Raw genomic sequence first — 16503 nt, 5'->3', positions numbered from 1 at the left:
TAAAAAAAGGATAAATCTTGTAACAGAAATTGATAGTACGAATATAGTGCGGAGAGTTTTTAGGACGAGGAGTTTTCAGGGCGAGGAAATTATACTGGCATAGCCGATTGCGCTAAAAAATTAGCTAACAGTTCGAGACCTTGCTCGGTAAGAATCGATTCGGGATGAAATTGAACCCCATACAGCGGTAAGTCTTGATGGCTCATGGCCATAATTTCTCGGCCGTGAATTGGATCATCAAACCAAGCATCGAGAACAAAACCTTCAGGCACTGCATCCACCAATAACGAGTGATAACGTGTGACGGTTAAGGGCTGATTTAATCCCTCAAATAACCGCTGGCCAGTATGCGCAATGGCGCTGACCTTGCCGTGCATTACCCGCGAGGCACGCACCACATTGGCACCAAAAACCTGCGCCATCGCCTGATGCCCTAAACACACACCTAGGATCGGCATGCGCGTGGCAAAATGTTTAATCGCCGCAAGGGAAATCCCCGCCTCATTGGGAGTGCAAGGGCCGGGCGAAATCACCAGATGAGTAGGCGCAAGCGCCTCGATTTCGGCGATGCTAATTTCGTCATTACGTTTAACCACTATCTCTTGCCCTAGCTGCTGAAAATACTGCACTAAGTTAAAGGTAAAAGAGTCGTAATTATCGATCATTAGCAACATACAAGATCCATTGGCCTAAATGGGTAAAGGTAACGCATATCCGACGGATGAATGCGGGCGCAAATGCTACCACACCTTATCCTCAAGGTTTAGCCAATTACGGCGATAAAATACAGCGACAAAAAAGCCAGTCATAGGACTGGCTTAGTTTTAAAACAACTTGGGCATTTCACCACAGCTATTTAGCGGTCGTTATTTTACGACGGTTAAATGGCTGCGACGCTTAGGCGGTTCATCAGTCGGTTCAGGCGCTTTATCGTTTGTTTCAACAACCGATAAAGATGAATCGACTTCATCATCCACTAGGTAAGCATCTTCAATATCGAAGACAGTGCCAGCACCGTTTTCACGGGCATAAATAGCGACAATCGACGCCATTGGCAAGATGACCTGCTGGGGAACACCACCGAAACGCGCATTGAACTCCACAAACTCATTGCTAATTTGCAAATTGCCCACTGCGCCAGCAGCGATATTCAACACTATCTGGCCATCCTTCACGTATTGCTGCGGTACTTGAGTGCCTTCAACAAAGGCATCCACCACAACGTGAGGAGTCAATTGGTTGTCCATCAACCAATCATAGTAAGCCCTTAGTAAATAAGGACGATTTGGAGTCAAAGGTTTCATTACATACCCATGCGCATTTCGCGTTCAGCTTCAGTTAGAGAAGCTTTAAACGATTCACGCTCAAAAATACGTGTCATGTACGCTTTGATATCTTTAGCTACACGGCTATCTAGCTCAATACCTAATACAGGTAAGCGCCACAACAATGGGCCAAGGTAGCAATCCGCTAGACCAAATTCTTCGCTCATGAAGTAAGGCACTTCACCGAAGATAGGCGCAATAGCGATCAGGCTTTCAGTCAGCTCTTTACGAGCGGCTTCAACACGATCACCCTTACGGATACGGTCAACTAGCGAATACCAGTCTGTATCTATGCGGTGCATCATCAAACGGCTTTGGCCGCGAGATACTGGATAAACTGGCATCAAAGGCGGATGAGGAAAACGCTCATCCAAATATTCCATGATAATGCGTGACTCGTATAAAACGAGTTCACGATCTACCAAAGTTGGCACTGAGTTATATGGATTTACTTCGAGCAAATCCTCAGGCATTTCGTTAGGGTCGACCTGTAAAACATCAACAGTAACCCCTTTCTCAGCTAACACGATACGTACTTGATGGCTATACAGATCATCAGCACCTGAAAACAGTGTCATGATAGAGCGTTTGTTGGCAGCAACAGCCATTGATACCCTCCAGAATCGAAATAAAACAAAAGTAAACGAGGGGCTAAGCCCCCCGTTTACACTATGCGGATATTACATTTTACCCGTTATTGGTGCCTAGTGTACATCTTTCCAATACTCTTTCTTCAAGAGGTAGGCCACAATAAAGAATATAAACAGGAATCCGAGTACCCACCAACCCATAGCTTGACGCTCTAGCTTAACAGGTTCAGCCGAATAGACTAAGAAACCCGTGATATCACGAACCGCTTGATCATATTCTTCCGCATTTAATTTACCGCCAGTCACCACAATAGTGCCATCTTCTTGTTTAACTGGTGTGCCTTGCAACTCTTCGAGTACATGTGGCATACCAACAGATGGGAACACTGTGTTATTCACACCAAATGGGCGACTAGGATCTTTATAGAAGCCTTTTAGATAGGAATAAACCCAATCTTCGCCACGAACGCGTGCAACTAATGTTAAATCAGGCGGTGTAGCACCAAACCATTTAGCAGCATCTTTATGCGGAATCGCGTTTTGCATAAGCTCACCAATTTTGGCATCGGTGAACATATACTTGTTACGCATGTCATCAATAGAGATACCGAGATCAGTAGCGACACGTTCATAACGCTGATACTGAGTGCTATGGCAACCAGAACAATAATGTTGGAACAGGTCCACACCACGCTCTAAAGAAGCTTTATCATGCAGGTCAACATTAGCGTCTTCTAAATGTATTTTATGCCCGCTTGCGGCCATAGCCAGCGTCGGCAACAAGGTGACTAATGCAATCAGTAATTTTTTCATTAGTGTGTCAACCTCGCTGGAACAGGTTTAGTTTTTTCATTCTTGCTGTATACCCACAGCGCCACAAAGAAACCAAAGTAAGTAAAAGTAAACACCTGTGCAACTATCGTCAGCGTCGGCGTAGCAGGAACTACACCTAAGTAACCTAACACTATGAAAGAAATTGCGAATTGAGCAATGTTCAACTTGTGCAGTGTGCTACGGTAGCGAACTGATTTAACTTTACAACGATCTAACCAAGGCAATACGAACAGTACAGCAATCGATAGCCCCATCATTATTACGCCTGCTAATTTATCAGGAATGGCACGTAAAATGGCGTAGAAAGGTGTGAAGTACCATACAGGTGCAATGTGTTCAGGTGTCTTCATCGGGTTAGCCGCTTCAAAGTTTGGCTTCTCAAGGAAGTAACCGCCGCCTTCAGGAATGAAGAACAACACATAACAAAACACAATCAGGAAGCCTGCAACGCCCATGATGTCTTTAACTGTGTAGTATGGGTGGAATGGAATACCATCAACTGGCCAGCCATTCTCGTCTTTGTTCTTCTTAATCTCGATACCGTCAGGGTTGTTTGAACCCACTTCGTGTAGCGCAATTAAGTGTAAGAACACGAGTACCACTAATACTAACGGCAGTGCGATCACGTGCAGTGCGAAGAATCGGTTCAATGTTGCACCAGAGATCACGTAATCGCCACGGATCCACAGGGTTAAATCGTCACCAATAACAGGAATAGCACCAAACAGAGAAATAATTACCTGCGCGCCCCAGTACGACATTTGTCCCCATGGCAGCAAGTAACCCATAAAGGCTTCAGCCATCAGCACGAGGAAAATCAGCATACCGAACAACCACAGTAGTTCTCTAGGCTTCTGATATGAACCGTAAATCAGACCACGGAACATATGCAGATAGATCACTACGAAGAACGCTGAAGCACCGGTAGAGTGCATATAACGCAGCAACCAACCGTATTCAACGTCACGCATTATGTACTCAACAGAAGCGAATGCGCCTTCTGCTGTTGGTACATAGTTCATCGTCAACCAGATACCCGTCAGTAATTGGTTAACCAATACCAACATCGCTAGCGAACCGAAAAAGTACCAAAAGTTAAAGTTAGTTGGCGTTGCATACTGACCCACGTGACGGTTATAAGTCGCCGTCATAGGGATACGCGCATCAATCCAATTAATTAAATTCTTAACCATTACGCCACTCCTTTATCTACACCGATAATCACGGTGCCATCATCAACGTATTGATGTGGAGGGATAACTAGGTTCAATGGAGCAGGTACGCCTTGGAAGACGCGGCCAGCCATATCGAACTTAGAGCCATGACATGGACAGAAGAAACCAGAAGTGACACCTTCAACTTGCTCACCAAATGAATCTGGTAAATAAGTAGGTGAACATCCGAGGTGGGTACAAATACCGACAGCAATAAAATACTCTGGCTTAATTGAGCGCAAAGGATTTGTTGCATATTCAGGCTGCTGCATTTCAGCAGAAGCAGGATCTCTTAACTTATCATCATGTGTTGGCAGTTCATTGATCACAGCATCTGTGCGACGGACAACCCATACAGGTTTTCCACGCCACTCAACACGGATCAGCTGACCTGGCTCTACTTTACTGATATTTACTTCGACCGGTGCACCTGCAGCTTTCGCTTTGGCACTCGGATTCCATGACTTGATGAAAGGAACCGCTACAGCGACGGCACCAGCACCACCTACTACGGCGGTTGCGGCTGTCAGGAATCTGCGACGTCCGGTATCGACTGGCGCATTGCTCATCCACTTATCTCCCAGAGGGTGTTGGAATTTTTATATTTCAAAGACTTTCGGCCCTTAGTCATCACTAGGGTCAAAAATCGAAGTTTGAAGCGGGGCTCATTATAGCTAAAAATTAGAAGCAGATCATAGTGAAAACACGCAAGTAAGTTAGGGAGATTGCGTGTTTTTTGAAAAAAGTCGAAAAAATCCCCAACTATTAAGCCGTTTTAATCCATTTGGAAGGTTTTTTGAGCATCTTGTCTGTGACATCGGCATAAAGCATGCATCGCTAATATAAATTAGCCTTAACTTTTATATCTAATTTAACAATCGCCAGATAAAAAAATAGGCCCTGGGTAACAGGGCCTATTAGATCAATACTTTTAACGTATTACTTCTTAGGTGCAGTACTCTTCATATACTTGAAGAACTCGCTATCAGGCTCTAACACCATGATATCGGACTTGCCTGAGAAGCTGGCACGATAGGCTTCTAAGCTACGAACAAAGCCGAAGAACTCAGCATCTTTGCTGTAAGCATCAGAATATATCTTCGCGGCTAATGCATCACCTTCACCACGAATGGTTAAGGCTTTACGCTCAGCTTCAGCAATCTTCACTGTTACATTGGCATCAATCGTTGCACGAATGATTTCAGATTGCTCTTTACCTTGTGCTCTATGCTCTTTTGCCACAGCTTGACGCTCGGCACGCATACGTTGGTAAATACTGTTACTGACGTTAGCAGGTAAATTGATTTGCTTTACACGCACATCGACAACTTCAATACCTAAGTCTTTGGCGCTTTCTGAGGCGTTTTCTAACGCGTCATTTTGCAATTCATCACGCTTACCAGACACAATCTCTCTGATAGTGCGACGACCAAACTCAGTACGTAAATCGTTGTTGATCTTACGTTGTAATAGCGATTCTGCATTCGACTTAATACCACCGTTTGTAGACAGGTAATATTTTTCGAAATCTGCAATACGCCACTTCACATAGGAATCGACCATAAGGTCTTTCTTCTCTGAAGTCACAAAACGATCAGCAGCACCATCGAGTGTTTGAATACGGGCATCGAGTAATTTTACTTTATCGATCACAGGCACTTTAATGTGCAGACCTGGACCGTAGACGCGGGTGACTCGATTACCGTCAACGTTGTCTTTTAAAATTTCCCCGAAACGCGCCACAATTGCGCGCTCGCCTTCATTCACCACCATTAAAGATGACAAACCAATACCTAAGAGTACGGCGATAAGAATAACGCTTAATCTACCCATGGATTACTCCCTCCCTTGGCGAGTACGATCATCGCGGGATGGACGTCCACTCAAAGGCTCATTCGCGCGAGTCGTTGATACAGATGAAGAATTGACATTTTGCTGTGGCTTAGCTTCCAGCTCAGTTGTCGCAGGCTTCTGCTGAATTAACTTATCTAGCGGTAGGTACATTAAGTTGCCGTTGTTCTTGGCATCAATCAGCACTTTATTCGTATCTGTCATCACTTGCTGCATTGTATCGAGATACAAACGCTTGCGAGTCACGTCAGGCGCGGCCTGGTACTCAGGTAATAACAGCTCAAAACGAGCCACTTTACCGCGAGCTTCTAAGACTTCACGCTCTTTATAAGCATTCGCTTGTTGTGCCATACGTTCAACTTCACCACGAGCTTTTGGTTCAATTTCACGGGCATAGGCTTCAGCTTCACGAATAAAACGTTGTTCATCTTCTTGGGCAGAAATCGCGTCATCGAAGGCATCTTTCACTTCTTCAGGCGGACGCGCCGGTAAGAAGTTGACGTCAACAACAGCAAGACCCAATTTGTACGGTTCAAGAATGCGCTCTAACTCTTTCCACGTATCGCGACGAATAGCATCACGGCCGGTAGTCAGAATATCATCCATCTTATTATGTCCAATGACATAACGCAGTGCACTGTCAGTCGCTTCACGCAAACTAGCGTTCGCATCGACGGCACTAAATAGATATGAGTAAGCATCTAAAATACGATACTGAACATCAAGCTCAACTTTCACGACGTTTTCATCGGATGTCAGCATGCTACCAGACGCAGGAATAGAGCGAACCGATTGAATGTCAACGGGATAAATTTGGTCAATGAAAGTCGCTTTCCAATGAAGACCTGGTCCTATTTCGCCATTATGTTGACCAAATCGCAGTGCCACACCACGCTCCGCTTCTTTAATTGTATAAAAACCCGAAAGTCCCCAAACAACCAAAGCAACAGCAAGAATGATGATTAGGCTAAACGAACTAAAAGATTGGCCTGAGCCATTTCCTTTGCCGCCAAAGCGCTTTGAAAGATTACGAAAAACCTCGTCAAGGTCCGGTGGTCCTTTGTCGTTACCACCTTTATTTCCCCAAGGATCATTACCCTTGTTACCGGGCTCGTTCCAAGCCATTTAGCACTCCATAAGTGGATGAAATAAATTAGATTATTAACAAACAGCCTCATCTATCGAATCTTCGTAGATGAAGGTTTCTAACTCACCCTGACTCTGTTTAGCTAATCGGCGCCAATCGGCGTCCGATAAACGAACAGACAAAATACAGTTCCCCAGATCGTCGTACTCTTTCTGCTGTATCGCATCCAGTCGATAAAACTGGCCAAGATAATGTCCAGCAGTTGCCGGAATTCTTAGTGTTAGCTCTTTAATCACCTCACCGATAAGCTCAGTGATGGCTTTCAATAGCAAATCAAATCCCAAACGCTTCTGTGCTGAAACCCAAACTCGAACGGGTTTGCCTATGTCGTTATATTCAATTCTTGGGGTTACATCCTCGAGTAAATCGATTTTGTTACATACCACGAGTTGCATGACTTCATCGGCTTCGATGTCTTTCAGTACAGATTGAACCTGATCAAAATTATCCGCCATGTTTTCATCTGCACAATCAACAATGTGCAGTAGTAACTCAGCTTGCCTTGTCTCTTGTAAAGTCGCCTTAAATGCAGCAACGAGATCATGGGGCAAATGACGAATAAAACCTACTGTATCCGCGAGTATCACGGCACCATCGGGTAAATCTAACTTTCTTAACGTGGGATCGAGTGTGGCAAACAGCTGATCTGCTGCATAAACATCGGAAGATGTTAAGGCATTAAACAGCGTTGATTTACCGGCGTTGGTGTAGCCGACTAATGATACTGTCGACAAATCACTGCGCTTACGTGCACGTCTACTCTGTTCACGTTGTTTATCAACTCGCTCTAAGCGTTTGTTGATATTTTTAATCCGTCCTCTGAGCAAACGTCTATCGGTTTCGAGCTGGGTTTCCCCTGGACCACGTAAACCAATACCACCTTTTTGCCTTTCAAGATGCGTCCAACCACGGATCAGGCGAGTCGACATATGGCGCAATTGCGCTAGCTCCACCTGCAACTTACCTTCGTGAGTTCGCGCTCTTTGAGCAAAAATATCGAGAATAAGCGTCGTACGGTCGAGTACTCGACATTGACACACTTGCTCAAGATTACGCTCTTGGGCTGGACTCAATGCATGATTAAAAATCACCACATTGGCTTCGGTCGCCGCCACTAATGCGGCTAACTCTTCAGCTTTACCAGAACCCACAAAAAATTTGCGATCCGGCGAACGTCGACTTCCAGTAATCACCCCGACTGATCGGGCTCCAGCTGATTCTACTAATAGCTGCAGCTCGACTAAATCTTCTCGGCGTTCCTCATCGGAAAAGTCGATATGGACAAGAACCGCAGTTTCTCCCGCCTCATAACGATCAAACAAGAAGTAAACTCCTTAGATAAAACTTATTCGCCACTAGGCGCATCATCTTGAGCACCATATCCGCCTTGGGCATTTTGGTGACCAGTAACGTTGAATGGGCGTGCTGGCACGACAGTAGAAATAGCGTGTTTATAAACCATTTGGCTCACTGTGTTTTTCAACAGAATGACAAATTGATCAAACGACTCTACCTGTCCTTGGAGTTTAATGCCGTTAACCAAGTAAATTGATACAGGAACGCGCTCGCGACGCAATGCGTTCAAAAATGGGTCTTGTAAAGATTGCCCCTTAGCCATTTTATTATTTCCTTTTTAATTTATATAAAATAAATCGATATCAGTGATAGTTTTTTGTTTAGTTTTAGTATTATACAGCAAGGGCTAATAAGCTAGCGGCATTGACGCATAAGTGTAACTAAATTCCCCTCAGCACCACTTTCGAGCCAATTCAACTCTGGCCAACTGCGCAACCATGTTAATTGACGCTTAGCCAATTGCCTAGTAGCAGCAACCGCTTTTTCGACCATAGTATCATAGTCAAACTCACCATCGAGATATTGCCAGCACTGTCGATAACCCACACAACGCATTGAAGGCAAGTCTAAATGCAGGTCTCCACGGGCTTTCAGCTCTGTGACTTCCTCAAGAAAGCCCTGCTTGAGCATAATCGCAAAACGTTGCGCAATTAAGTCATGTAACACTTTGCGCTCACGCGGTGCAATAGCAAACTGCACTACGTCATAGGGCAAGGGAGCAGATTTGGTCTGAGTCAGCTCAGTCATACTCTTGCCGCTTATTCTATAGACTTCCAGCGCTCTTGAAAGTCTTTGTGGATCATTAGGATGAATTCTTTCTGCCGACACGGGATCTATCTCCCTTAATTGGTCATGCAGTGCTTCCCATCCCTTTTCATCCGCCTCAGCTTGGATCTCGGCTCTAATGGCCTCGTCCGCACTCGGCAAAGGTGATAAACCTTCGAGTAACGCTTTGAAATACATCATGGTTCCGCCAACTAATACTGGCGTTTTACCCATGCTGACAATCTGTTCTATCTCGGCTATCGCATCGGCTCTAAAGTCGGCTGCCGAATAACTTTCGCTAGGATCGCGAATGTCGATCAATCGGTGTGGCCCACGGGCCAGTTCGTCGGCGGAAGGCTTGGCGCTGCCAATGTCCATACCGCGATAAATTAATGCTGAATCGACCGAAATGATTTCGCAGTTATGCTTTTCGGCTAATTCTAATGCTAAAGCAGTCTTGCCTGAGGCAGTTGGCCCCATCAAAAATATCACTTTAGGCTGTAATTCTTTATTCACTTGCTTGCTCTTCTAGCCACGATTGCCAAGGTAATGATATTGCTTTGTTGGCAATAAGCTGTTTTTTCTCTTCAGCTAACTGCGAAAATGCTGCCCAGATTTCTGGTGCCGAAACGAATCCCGTTAAACTGTGTTTTGCCAACCAAAATGCCAATGCGCTTGGCGCAGGTGTTTCAAAACGTAGCGATTGTAGCCACTCAGGGATCACTTTGGCTAACTGGCTCTCTCTGATATATGGGGGCACTTTTTTAATAATCAACTGCTGGTAACGAATTGTTAGTTCTAAACCTAATTGGCGGATCAGCGTGTCATGTTCATCGAGCACAGCCTGCCAATCTGCATCGGCCGCGACAGACACAGGCATCAGTAGAGGCTGCCCAATTAATCCGGTCGCTAGCTTAGCTTCAATCTCTTGGCAACGCGTCGCCAATGCTACTGATTTTATTGGTAATAGACTCAATTTATCCGCCGTCGCCATTACCCAATATTGGCTATCTAAAATCGCAGGCATAGGCAGAGATGGCTGATAATCATGATTATTTACACTGTAAGCAGGTGTTTGCAGTAAAGCACCATAACTTGCAATTGCCGCTTTTGACGGTAATTCAGTACGTTGCCGAGATTCACTTGCAGAATAACTGCTGCGACTACTGTCCCTTGGCGTGGCCATGCTGCCAAAGGCATTGGTTTGAGTGCTAAAACTGGCGCCTTCTCGTCCTGCGCTGGCAGATTTTACTTGAACGGCAGGGGCAACTGCATCTTGAGCAGACTCAAATGTATCAGCACCAAGTGCAAAAGGGGCAGCTATTCCAACTGCGCTTGTTGGAGCATCCACAAACACATCTTCAACTTCATCCAAGGAACTAGAGTGAACGACGTTAAGTTCTCCTGCTTCTTCGAGCGCCGATTGCAATGCTTGCAGAATATAATCATGCACATAGCGACTCTGATGGAATCGTACCTCATGTTTAGCAGGATGCACGTTTACATCCACTTGATGGGGATCGATATCCAACATCAACACATAACCGGGTTGCTCCAGTTCTGCTTTTTGGGCAAAGGCCTGGCGCACAGCATGATTGACTAAGCGGTCACGGATAAGCCGTCCGTTGACATAAAAATAATGGGTATCAGTAATCACCGGCGACCAAGGTGACTGTAAATAACCACTGAGGCGCAAATCATCGTGTTGACATTCAATCTTAAGCGCTTGCTCAGCAAATGGGCGACCACTTACTTGCGTCAAACGTTGTAAATACTGGGCTTCATTCATGGCGGGACGATAATTGCGTACCGTCTTGCCGTTATGGGTCAGTGTAAAATGGATATCGCCGCGCACTAATGCAATGCGCTTTAACCATTCATCAATATGGGTAAATTCGGTTTTATCGCTCTTTAAAAAGCGTCTGCGAGCCGGCGTATTAAAGAATAAATCCACCACTTCAATCGTCGAACCAACAGGATGCGCGGCGGGCATGACTTTAACCGCCATGTCGGCACCTTCGGCATGGGCTTGCCATGCTTCGGTTTGATCTGCAGTTCGCGACGTCAACGTTAAGCGTGAGACTGAGCTGATACTGGCTAACGCTTCACCACGGAAACCAAAACTGAGGATCGCTTCAAGATCGTCTAAGGTGTGCAACTTTGAAGTCGCATGGCGCGATAAGGCCAATGCGAGTTCATCTTTGGGTATGCCAGAGCCGTTATCGCGAATTTTAATCAGCTTGCTGCCGCCTTTATCGATTTCAATATCGACTCGGCTCGCTCCTGCGTCGAGGCTATTCTCGACCAATTCTTTGACTACGGAAGCGGGTCTCTCAACCACTTCCCCCGCCGCAATTTGGTTGGCTAATTGCGGTGGCAGGATCTGAATGCCCATCATGCTTTCCTATTTAACTCTGGGGTATGACTAACGTTTGTCCTAACTGCACCACATCGGACTTCATCCCATTCGCTTGTTTGATGCTAGACATAGGCACACGGTAACGCTGCGCAATGGCTGATAAAGACTCACCACGACTGACTTTATGTTTGACATTCGATGCCGTTGAACTTCCCACATAAGCGGTTGGCGTTCTCTCTTTTGTCGATTTAGCACTGCTAGAACTTGCGCCGCCACGCTGGGCAAGCAAGGTATCCGCGGGCGGATTATTGTGATAGTAACGACTCACACCTTTGTAAATAGCATCGGCAATGCTTTCTTGATGACGACTGCTCGACAACAAACGCTCTTCTTTAGGATTCGAGATAAAGCCCGTTTCCACTAAAATTGAAGGAATATCCGGCGACTTCAGCACGGCTAGACTCGCCGATTCTGGGCGACTCTTATGCAATTCGGTCACGCTGCCTAAATCCTTAAGAATATCGCCCGCAACTGAATGACCAATGGCCATCGAACTATTCATCGACATATCGAGCAAGGTCATTGCAAGATACTGTTCATTATCCGTATTTTGGATAATCTCACCCGCGCCGCCCAGCAACTCAGAATGTTTTTCTTTTTGCTCTAACCAACGGCCAATTTCACTGTTAGCACGACGCATAGATAATACCCACACAGAGGCCCCGCGCGGATTGGGTGATGTAAAAGCATCGGCATGGATAGAAATGAGCAGATCGGCTTTACTGTTGCGGGCCAGCTCAGAGCGCTTATTCAGATTCACAAAATAATCGCCGGTACGGATCATCACAGCGCGCATGCCGGGCGTGTCATTGATTTTACTCGAAACGCGTCTGGCGATTTCTAGGGCCACCTTTTTTTCATAAACGCCCGAAGGGCCAATGGAGCCGGGATCGTCGCCACCATGGCCCGCATCGATAGCAATCACAATATCACGGGATGACTTTGCCGCTTGAGTAACCGTTTTAACAGGGGTAGATGACACAACTGCGGTGGCGGTTGTTAAGGTTTTATCTTCTAAATCAACCACGAGACGATTGCCGTAGGGCGCAGTTACGGGCAACGAAAACAAGCTCGCATTCAGTGGCTTCACCAAATCTATGACTAAGCGCAAATCGCCCTTAGTCGGCGACTTACTGACTCGCACGCCCTTGACTAACTTACTGTTGTTTTCAAGATTTTTAAGCGCAACTTTAGTGGCGGACTTTTTTAAATCCACCACTAAGCGATTAGGACCATCTAAAGAGAAATAGGTGTAATCCGGCGCTTCGCTTAGGTCAAACACGATTCGAGTTGACTCAGGCGCAGCCCAAATACGTACGCTTTCTAACTGATTAGCCGCATGGGCCGTCACAGATAAAAAAGAACATAAAGAAAGAATAATAATTTGAAAATAGGGGTTATTTTTTATCATTTTAGTTTTTATTTTATCGCTTTTAATAACTTTTCACCTAGCTCTGACAAGGCCTCTATGCGTATTTCACGCCCATTATTTTGATAACTTAAATGCATATGGACATCGGCATCGGGCAATAAACCCTCTCCCTTATCTGGCCATTCAACAATGCACAGACTCTTATCCGTGAAATAATCGCGGATCCCCATAAACTCCAGTTCTTCTGGATCGTTTAAACGATACAAATCAAAATGATAAACTTCGACACCATCCAGCTCATATGGTTCAACTAAAGTGTAAGTCGGGCTTTTAACGGCTCCTTTATGACCTAAACCTTGAATTAAGCCGCGACTCAGCGTCGTTTTACCGGCACCTAAATCACCCGTAAGATACAGAGTCAAAGGCGCTTGGACATGGCGGGCTAATTTTTGCCCAACCGCAATAGTGTCGTCTTCGTTGTCTAAGAAAAAAGTTAACTCTGTCATATCCGCTTATATCACTGCTATTATTGATGGAGAAGCGACTCAAGCCTAAAAAGGTACAGGAACAGAACAAAGCCCAGCCCCGCTTGAGTCTCACATACCGCCTAGAGTAAATCACTATTCACTAATTGGCGAATAAAAGACATTAAATCACTCGCTAACATGCCGCGTTCTCCCTGTATTGCCGCAAGATCGGCGGCGCAACCATGTACAACAACACCCAGCACAGTCGCTTGCATGTTATCCATTCCTTGAGCCATGAGCGCGCCTATAATACCAGATAACACATCACCACACCCACCACTGGCAAGCCCAGGATTACCAACAGGCGCAACAACCATTTGTTTGCCATCAAAAATGACGGTTCCAGCGCCTTTTAGCAACACAACACCGCCGTACTTTTGCTGTATAGCCCGCACTGCCGCAAACCTATCCTGCTCAATTTCTGCCACAGAACAACCGAGTAAACGCCCCGCCTCACCCGGATGCGGTGTTAGCACCCAATTGGTTTGCCGACGCGGCTCATTACTGAGTAGATTTAAAGCATCAGCATCCAAAACACAGGGTTTATCGCTTAAGCCCACGGCTTTAAACAAGTTATAGCCCCAGTCATGTTTACCTAAACCGGGGCCAAGTACGATAACCTGCGCCCAACCTAAGCGCAGATACACTTCCATATCGACTAGATCGCAACCCCAAAACATCAATTCAGGACGGGAGACATTTACCGTCAACTGATGCTCTGGTCGACTGATCACTGTGACTAACCCAGCACCGGCACGCAGACATGCCTCACTTGCCAGTCGCACGGCGCCAGCCATACCCATATCACCACCAATAACAGTGACTTTACCCGACTGGCCTTTATGGCTATCGCGCGCTCTGGCGTCAAAGTAATCTTTAAGCGTCTCTTTTCCGACTCTTTGTGCACTCGCCTCAGGGAAGAATGGCGTTAATCCTAAAGCGGCAAATTCAAGTTCGCCGCAGTAATGCCGCGCCTTACCCGTTAACAAACCTTGCTTCCAGCCACCAAAGCACAAGGTGACATCCGCCATCACTGCAACACCCGCCACTGCACCAGTATCGGCAATCACTCCAGAAGGTAGATCAAGGCTCAATACCCAAGCGGAATTATCATTGATTGCACTAATATACTCAGCCATATCGTCGCGCACCGCATCTCGCACACCTGTACCGAGTAAACCATCGACGATAATCTTGGCCGCAAGAATGGGCGCAACGGCTTTCGGCAGTAACTCTCCGCCGTCTTTAAGATAATGGGCCAATGCTTGCTGACACTCAGGCGTGCCTGCCGCTGACGTCATCATCACAGAAACGGCCATACCACTGGCACGGGCTAAACGGGCGCACACTAAGGCATCGGCACCATTGTTACCGCTGCCAGCGAGGATAAATACAGAAGAGGCGTTGGGGTTATGCTTCACTAAACACTCAAAAGCCGCCGCGCCAGCACGCTCGACCAATTCATAGAGGCTAGAAGCTCCCTGCGACACGGCGCTCAGTTCAGCTTCACGAACCTGTGCTTGGGTAAATAAGGCCTTGGGGAATTGCGATAGATCTTGTGCCATAAAGGATCTCCTTAGACGCCAACGACTTCATTCCACCATGAGTTACCTCACCATAGGAGTCTTAGCTGCATTGAGCAAGACCGATAAAGAATCAGCCAATTAAAGTAAGAAAATAGCAAGAATCAGAGCGGATAATTATGACGTAAATCAGTTCAGACGCAGTTACCCGTCCAGATGGCGCCAAGTAGAGCAAAAGTCATCAATACATAGATAATACAAAGACAAAAGCCAGCACTCGGCTGGCTTTAGGAATCGAGAAGAAATAACGGTTTAGATATCGTCCATCCGAATCGTACTATGGACTAAACGTTGCTGCTGAGTTTTTTCCACGCGGATCAAATTAGCTAACGCATTACGCGCATCTTCGGCAGTGGTTGAGTTAACCGTTTTTTCTAACAAACCAATCAGACGATTTTCTAAGTCTAAGTGCAAGTTGAGCACATCGTCTTCATTCATGTTTGCGGGCAACATAATATCTTGGCAACGCTTGGTAAAGTCTTCAAAAGTGAAGTCTTTATACCAAGTATCAAGAATACGATGTGGCGCTTCTTCCATATAATCACGCAGTTTCTCCGCCATGGTTTTTTGATGTGACTCAAAATAATCCAGCATCATTTTCACACGGGCCGAGTCAGCTTGATTATTGAGTCGGCCATAGAGTTGCGCCATATCTAAGCGGCAATTTGCCACATACTCAAGTAGATCACGTAATTGTTGAATACGCATATAATGCACTCCACTGTCAGGCCAACTACTTGGCGCTATTAATTTTGTCTAGCTTCATTATGTGAGCAAAAGCGTTACGAATATTTGAACAAGGTCATAATTTAACTTTCGCGAAGCTATCTAATTTAGGAAAACTTGAAGAAACACGCTTCAGATCACGCATCTAAATCCAATCACACCGTTTTGTGTAAGAGAGAAAAGCCAAAAGAGATCTCAAAACACTTAACCCAATAGGTTAACGTAAGCCTTTGGTTGTACATGATAAATCAAAGATAGAGGGTTTGCAGTGGATAGTAGTTAGTCAAGAAAGGAATAGATGAGCTAATTGAGGGAATGACGTGAAAAAGTCGCTGTTGGAGAGTTTAACGGAATTACAGCGAAATGATTTAGATCGGGAGTGGTTGGATCAATGACCTATGCCTTGGCAAAAAATAAGGTATCGCCATATCAAGTTCTCAACTGTTCTAATGTCAATTGAGTCATGTGATAGTGGAATATTTAGGAAATTGGAGCGACATATCGGGTTCGAACCGATGACCTATACCTTGGCAAGGTATCGCTCTACCAACTGAGCTAATGTCGCATAATCTGTATTAATGATTTGGTAAATCACTAAGTTTTAATTTGGAGCGACATATCGGGTTCGAACCGATGACCTATACCTTGGCAAGGTATCGCTCTACCAACTGAGCTAATGTCGCATTTCACATTTTAAGACAGTGACAGTCTAGAATTTGGAGCGACATATCGGGTTCGAACCGATGACCTATACCTTGGCAAGGTATCGCTCTACCAACTGAGCTAATGTCGCA

16 protein-coding genes and 3 tRNA genes are annotated in these 16503 nt (G+C 45.6%); all 19 read right to left on the bottom strand.

What is annotated here, in order from left to right; all coding sequences use genetic code 11:
* Nucleotides 1-89: 89 nt before the first annotated feature.
* The gene (locus Q4Q46_RS07920) at nucleotides 90-674 is read right to left on the bottom strand and encodes an anthranilate synthase component II (RefSeq protein ID WP_311905650.1); all 585 of its coding nucleotides are present in this window, start codon (nucleotides 672-674) and stop codon (nucleotides 90-92) included.
* Nucleotides 675-866: 192 nt separating this feature from the next.
* Entirely contained in the window at nucleotides 867-1304 is a 438-nt protein-coding gene (locus Q4Q46_RS07915; RefSeq protein ID WP_311905649.1) for a ClpXP protease specificity-enhancing factor, read from the bottom strand.
* Nucleotides 1304-1933 (bottom strand): stringent starvation protein SspA, encoded by a 630-nt coding sequence (sspA, locus tag Q4Q46_RS07910; RefSeq protein ID WP_006080065.1) that lies wholly within the window; start codon nucleotides 1931-1933, stop codon nucleotides 1304-1306. The genes Q4Q46_RS07915 and sspA overlap by 1 nt, the downstream gene beginning before the upstream one ends.
* A gap of 96 nt (nucleotides 1934-2029) precedes the next feature.
* A complete protein-coding gene (locus Q4Q46_RS07905; RefSeq protein ID WP_063881808.1) occupies nucleotides 2030-2728 on the bottom strand; it encodes a cytochrome c1 in 699 nt (232 codons plus the stop codon).
* Nucleotides 2728-3942 (bottom strand): cytochrome b, encoded by a 1215-nt coding sequence (locus Q4Q46_RS07900; RefSeq protein WP_006080061.1) that lies wholly within the window; start codon nucleotides 3940-3942, stop codon nucleotides 2728-2730. The genes Q4Q46_RS07905 and Q4Q46_RS07900 overlap by 1 nt, the downstream gene beginning before the upstream one ends.
* Nucleotides 3942-4532 carry a ubiquinol-cytochrome c reductase iron-sulfur subunit gene (gene petA / locus Q4Q46_RS07895; protein ID WP_106651681.1) on the bottom strand — a complete coding sequence of 197 codons (591 nt, stop codon included), beginning with the start codon at nucleotides 4530-4532 and terminating at the stop codon, nucleotides 3942-3944. The genes Q4Q46_RS07900 and petA overlap by 1 nt, the downstream gene beginning before the upstream one ends.
* Before the next feature lie 370 nt (nucleotides 4533-4902).
* The gene (gene hflC / locus Q4Q46_RS07890) at nucleotides 4903-5796 is read right to left on the bottom strand and encodes a protease modulator HflC (RefSeq protein WP_006080058.1); all 894 of its coding nucleotides are present in this window, start codon (nucleotides 5794-5796) and stop codon (nucleotides 4903-4905) included.
* A gap of 3 nt (nucleotides 5797-5799) precedes the next feature.
* Complete coding sequence (gene hflK / locus Q4Q46_RS07885) at nucleotides 5800-6939, bottom strand: FtsH protease activity modulator HflK (protein WP_311905648.1); 1140 nt, start codon at nucleotides 6937-6939, stop codon at nucleotides 5800-5802.
* A 36-nt stretch (nucleotides 6940-6975) separates the two neighbouring features.
* Nucleotides 6976-8283, bottom strand: a complete 1308-nt coding sequence (gene hflX / locus Q4Q46_RS07880; protein ID WP_106651684.1) for a ribosome rescue GTPase HflX — start codon at nucleotides 8281-8283, stop codon at nucleotides 6976-6978.
* Between the two features lie 23 nt (nucleotides 8284-8306).
* Complete coding sequence (gene hfq, locus Q4Q46_RS07875) at nucleotides 8307-8579, bottom strand: RNA chaperone Hfq (protein WP_006084207.1); 273 nt, start codon at nucleotides 8577-8579, stop codon at nucleotides 8307-8309.
* Between the two features lie 92 nt (nucleotides 8580-8671).
* On the bottom strand, nucleotides 8672-9598 hold the full coding sequence (miaA, locus tag Q4Q46_RS07870; protein WP_006084208.1) for a tRNA (adenosine(37)-N6)-dimethylallyltransferase MiaA: 927 nt from the start codon (nucleotides 9596-9598) through the stop codon (nucleotides 8672-8674).
* Nucleotides 9591-11477 carry a DNA mismatch repair endonuclease MutL gene (gene mutL, locus Q4Q46_RS07865; protein WP_371824907.1) on the bottom strand — a complete coding sequence of 629 codons (1887 nt, stop codon included), beginning with the start codon at nucleotides 11475-11477 and terminating at the stop codon, nucleotides 9591-9593. The genes miaA and mutL overlap by 8 nt, the downstream gene beginning before the upstream one ends.
* Before the next feature lie 13 nt (nucleotides 11478-11490).
* Nucleotides 11491-12912: an N-acetylmuramoyl-L-alanine amidase gene (locus Q4Q46_RS07860; RefSeq protein ID WP_107949295.1), complete on the bottom strand. Its 1422-nt coding sequence runs from the start codon at nucleotides 12910-12912 to the stop codon at nucleotides 11491-11493.
* Nucleotides 12913-12920: 8 nt separating this feature from the next.
* Nucleotides 12921-13379: a tRNA (adenosine(37)-N6)-threonylcarbamoyltransferase complex ATPase subunit type 1 TsaE gene (tsaE, locus tag Q4Q46_RS07855; protein WP_261271818.1), complete on the bottom strand. Its 459-nt coding sequence runs from the start codon at nucleotides 13377-13379 to the stop codon at nucleotides 12921-12923.
* 101 nt (nucleotides 13380-13480) lie between these two features.
* Nucleotides 13481-14965 carry an NAD(P)H-hydrate dehydratase gene (locus Q4Q46_RS07850; protein WP_311905646.1) on the bottom strand — a complete coding sequence of 495 codons (1485 nt, stop codon included), beginning with the start codon at nucleotides 14963-14965 and terminating at the stop codon, nucleotides 13481-13483.
* A gap of 270 nt (nucleotides 14966-15235) precedes the next feature.
* Nucleotides 15236-15691, bottom strand: coding sequence for a hypothetical protein (locus tag Q4Q46_RS07845; RefSeq protein WP_106651690.1), 456 nt, complete (start codon nucleotides 15689-15691; stop codon nucleotides 15236-15238).
* 507 nt (nucleotides 15692-16198) lie between these two features.
* Nucleotides 16199-16274 (bottom strand) — tRNA-Gly (locus tag Q4Q46_RS07840).
* Nucleotides 16275-16316: 42 nt separating this feature from the next.
* A tRNA-Gly gene (locus tag Q4Q46_RS07835) sits at nucleotides 16317-16392 on the bottom strand.
* 34 nt (nucleotides 16393-16426) lie between these two features.
* Nucleotides 16427-16502, bottom strand: a tRNA-Gly gene (locus Q4Q46_RS07830).
* Nucleotide 16503: the final 1 nt, after the last annotated feature.

This window comes from Shewanella vaxholmensis, assembly GCF_031932135.1.
GTDB lineage: Bacteria > Pseudomonadota > Gammaproteobacteria > Enterobacterales > Shewanellaceae > Shewanella > Shewanella hafniensis.
The sequence above is the reverse complement of the archived record's forward strand: the minus strand, read 5'-3'. Positions and strand labels throughout refer to the sequence as shown.

What these genes read in the sequence shown, in the direction of transcription:
- Q4Q46_RS07920 (WP_311905650.1), bottom strand. Translation starts at nt 674, where the DNA reads ATGTTGCTAATGATCGATAATTACGACTCTTTTACCTTTAACTTAGTG.
- Q4Q46_RS07915 (WP_311905649.1), bottom strand. Translation starts at nt 1,304, where the DNA reads ATGAAACCTTTGACTCCAAATCGTCCTTATTTACTAAGGGCTTACTAT.
- sspA (WP_006080065.1), bottom strand. Translation starts at nt 1,933, where the DNA reads ATGGCTGTTGCTGCCAACAAACGCTCTATCATGACACTGTTTTCAGGT.
- Q4Q46_RS07905 (WP_063881808.1), bottom strand. Translation starts at nt 2,728, where the DNA reads ATGAAAAAATTACTGATTGCATTAGTCACCTTGTTGCCGACGCTGGCT.
- Q4Q46_RS07900 (WP_006080061.1), bottom strand. Translation starts at nt 3,942, where the DNA reads ATGGTTAAGAATTTAATTAATTGGATTGATGCGCGTATCCCTATGACG.
- petA (WP_106651681.1), bottom strand. Translation starts at nt 4,532, where the DNA reads ATGAGCAATGCGCCAGTCGATACCGGACGTCGCAGATTCCTGACAGCC.
- hflC (WP_006080058.1), bottom strand. Translation starts at nt 5,796, where the DNA reads ATGGGTAGATTAAGCGTTATTCTTATCGCCGTACTCTTAGGTATTGGT.
- hflK (WP_311905648.1), bottom strand. Translation starts at nt 6,939, where the DNA reads ATGGCTTGGAACGAGCCCGGTAACAAGGGTAATGATCCTTGGGGAAAT.
- hfq (WP_006084207.1), bottom strand. Translation starts at nt 8,579, where the DNA reads ATGGCTAAGGGGCAATCTTTACAAGACCCATTTTTGAACGCATTGCGT.
- mutL (WP_371824907.1), bottom strand. Translation starts at nt 11,477, where the DNA reads ATGGGCATTCAGATCCTGCCACCGCAATTAGCCAACCAAATTGCGGCG.
- Q4Q46_RS07860 (WP_107949295.1), bottom strand. Translation starts at nt 12,912, where the DNA reads ATGATAAAAAATAACCCCTATTTTCAAATTATTATTCTTTCTTTATGT.
- tsaE (WP_261271818.1), bottom strand. Translation starts at nt 13,379, where the DNA reads ATGACAGAGTTAACTTTTTTCTTAGACAACGAAGACGACACTATTGCG.
- Q4Q46_RS07850 (WP_311905646.1), bottom strand. Translation starts at nt 14,965, where the DNA reads ATGGCACAAGATCTATCGCAATTCCCCAAGGCCTTATTTACCCAAGCA.
- Q4Q46_RS07845 (WP_106651690.1), bottom strand. Translation starts at nt 15,691, where the DNA reads ATGCGTATTCAACAATTACGTGATCTACTTGAGTATGTGGCAAATTGC.